The sequence below is a fragment of the uncultured Fibrobacter sp. genome (assembly GCF_937877005.1).
Taxonomy (GTDB): domain Bacteria; phylum Fibrobacterota; class Fibrobacteria; order Fibrobacterales; family Fibrobacteraceae; genus Fibrobacter.
The window spans coordinates 1-2,559 of the sequence record NZ_CALEFV010000322.1 but is presented as its reverse complement, the minus strand read 5'-3'; the positions used below and the strand labels follow the sequence as shown (position 1 = coordinate 2,559).

The following is a 2,559-nucleotide window of genomic DNA, read 5'->3' as shown; positions in this document are numbered from 1 at the left end:
GATGCCGCTCCTCGCCTTCTTTGCCGCACTCCTTACAGCATTACAGCCCACGGTGCTTTTCCAGTTCCGCGCCATGTCAGTGGAACCGCTCTACATTTTACTTTCCGCCCTTTCGCTGTTGATTTTCAAGTGGGCATTTGACCGCAATACCGTCAAGCACTGGGCGCTTCTCGCACTTTCGTTGGCATTCTTCGCGCAGACCCGCCAAGAGACCGCCTTCTGCCTATTCGCCTTCATCCTGTTCGCCCTGCCCAAACTTTTGGACAGCAAGAGCGCCAAGGCTCCCACCTTTTTTGTGACGCTTTCTCTGTTCTCGGTCCCGGCACTTTTGACCATCAGCTACTTCCAGGGCTTTGGTTTCCAGGGCGGAGAATTCGAGGCCCACGGCCACTTCCTAGAAGACCTCAGCCGAAACTGGACCGAAATGACCAAGCCGCTCACCAAGAACGGCGAACTTGAAAACCCGTTCCTCACTTACTTTAATTACCTGTTCGTCATCGGTGCCATTTACCTGGTGGCCCGCGCCATTTGGGGCGCCAAGAAGAAGGAATACTTCTACCTTGAAATTCTCGCCTTCTTGCTCTTGTACCACATTCAGACATACGTGATTCTCGAAAACGTCTCGGGCGATTTCAGCATCCAAATCAACCAGCGCTACAGCCTAGTGATGCTTCCGTCCATGGCCTTCGTAGGAGCACTCCCGGTGGCTCACCTCGTCAAAAAGCTGATTGATTCCATGAGCGGCAAAGACGCCAAGCAGAATGCCATGACTGCCGCCCTGATTACGCTCGTTGCAGGCCTTATCTTTACCGGTTGGACCTTCCACTATAAAGAAGACTTCAACAAAAACATCATGTACAACCGCAACCACCTGACCATCGAAGAATATGAAATTCTGAGTTGGCTCAAGGAACAGCCGAAAAAGGAACGCATGTTCATATACGGCCGTCCCTGGCATTTTATCGGTTACGGCATTTCTTCGATTCATTACGACCGCGCCCGTCAAATGAGCACCCTTGATCTCAAGAAACTCATCGACAAATACCAAGGCGAGGTCTATTACATTCGCGGCCTCGACTGTTGGGACAGCCAGACTTACCACAAGAAGGCGGTGGAACACCGCATTGCCACCACCTGCGACGTGTTTGAACGCGACATGGATTTGGAAGGCGTCAAGAACATTCTGATTACCAACAACTACTGGGTGCAAATCGCGAAGTTCAATGGACGCAAGGAATTCAACCCGCAAAACATCATTGCCGTTTTCGACCTAGAATTCGTCGAAGCTGCGCAAGATGATTCTCTCGAGGCCAAGCCGGCTCTTCGCTACAGCTTCAACCTGAACGAAAAATCCGCCGCCGCAAGCAACTGGGACTACATCGTGATTGCAAACGGCGACACGCTCGCCCACGCCACCTACATTTCCGGAAGCATTGCCGGCAAAATCAGCGAAGACAAGTTGCTATCTGGCTACAACCAGATGGAATTTGTCGTACAGAACCGCGAAACCGGAAAAGTCATGGCTGACATCCAGAAGTTCTACTTCAACAAAGCCAAGGGCGCCGTTCCGCTCACCGAGATTCCCGTCGTTCAACACAAGCAGGCCTGGGGCAAGCTCCACATCGACAAGTCCATCGAGGACAACGTCTTTAAAATTGGCAGCAAGTTCTACCACAACGGATTTGGCATCCATGCCTCCTCCGAAACCGTTTTTGACATTAAAAAAATAATATGATATATAAGGTGATTGTTTATGGAAACATTTATATCTATTGTAATATGGACTTTAGCTTTATATGGTTTATTTGAAATCATTAAAAATATTATTTCAGGTACGCCTGTTATGGAGGTGCGATAATTATGGCTGAGACTCAAATTACGCGTGGGCGTGGTGGGAAGAATAATACTCCTAATGTGCAGCCATTAGACCTCAATCCTGGTGATAACACTAAGTATCTTAATCACACTCTCATGGTTTCTGAAATGCCTCCTATCGACCATACAGATGTGAAACAAGTGGAACGAAGAATATCAGAGTATTTTCACCTTTGTGCTGCTAACGATATGAAACCTACTGTAGCTGGTTATTGTATGGCTATCGGAGTATCGAGAATGACGGTTTGTAATTGGAAGAACGGTGTACATAGAGCCGACACCCACCAGGCTGTGATTTGCAAGGGCTACGACATTTTGGACGCTTTGTGGCAAGACTATATGATGAATGGGAAGATCAATCCTGTATCGGGGATATTCCTCGGAAAGAACCTGTTCAACTATCAGGACAAACAAGATATTATTGTTACTCCTAATACCCAAGGCGAGACAGTTGATGTGGCGACTATCGAAGCTAAATATGCTGAATTACCTGATTACGATACATCCGATTCGGTCTAATCTTTACGCTTTAAAAAAGACACAAAAATCGTCCAAATTTTATCGACTTTGACGACTTTCAGAGCCGTAACGACTATCGACTTTGAAAAATTCACCGACTTTGACGACTATCGACTATCGACTATCGACTATGGCAGCCCTGGTATCGGAAAAACGGGCAAAATC

2 protein-coding genes are annotated in these 2,559 nt (G+C 47.6%); both read left to right on the top strand.

From position 1 onward, the window contains the following. A partial coding sequence (locus tag Q0628_RS14205) for an NPCBM/NEW2 domain-containing protein (protein WP_298772081.1) occupies positions 1-1,735 on the top strand: 1,735 nt, incomplete at its 5' end. Positions 1,736-1,860: 125 nt separating this feature from the next. Further along, positions 1,861-2,394, top strand: coding sequence for a terminase small subunit (locus Q0628_RS14200; RefSeq protein ID WP_298772080.1), 534 nt, complete (start codon positions 1,861-1,863; stop codon positions 2,392-2,394). The last annotated feature ends 165 nt before the right edge of the window (positions 2,395-2,559 follow it).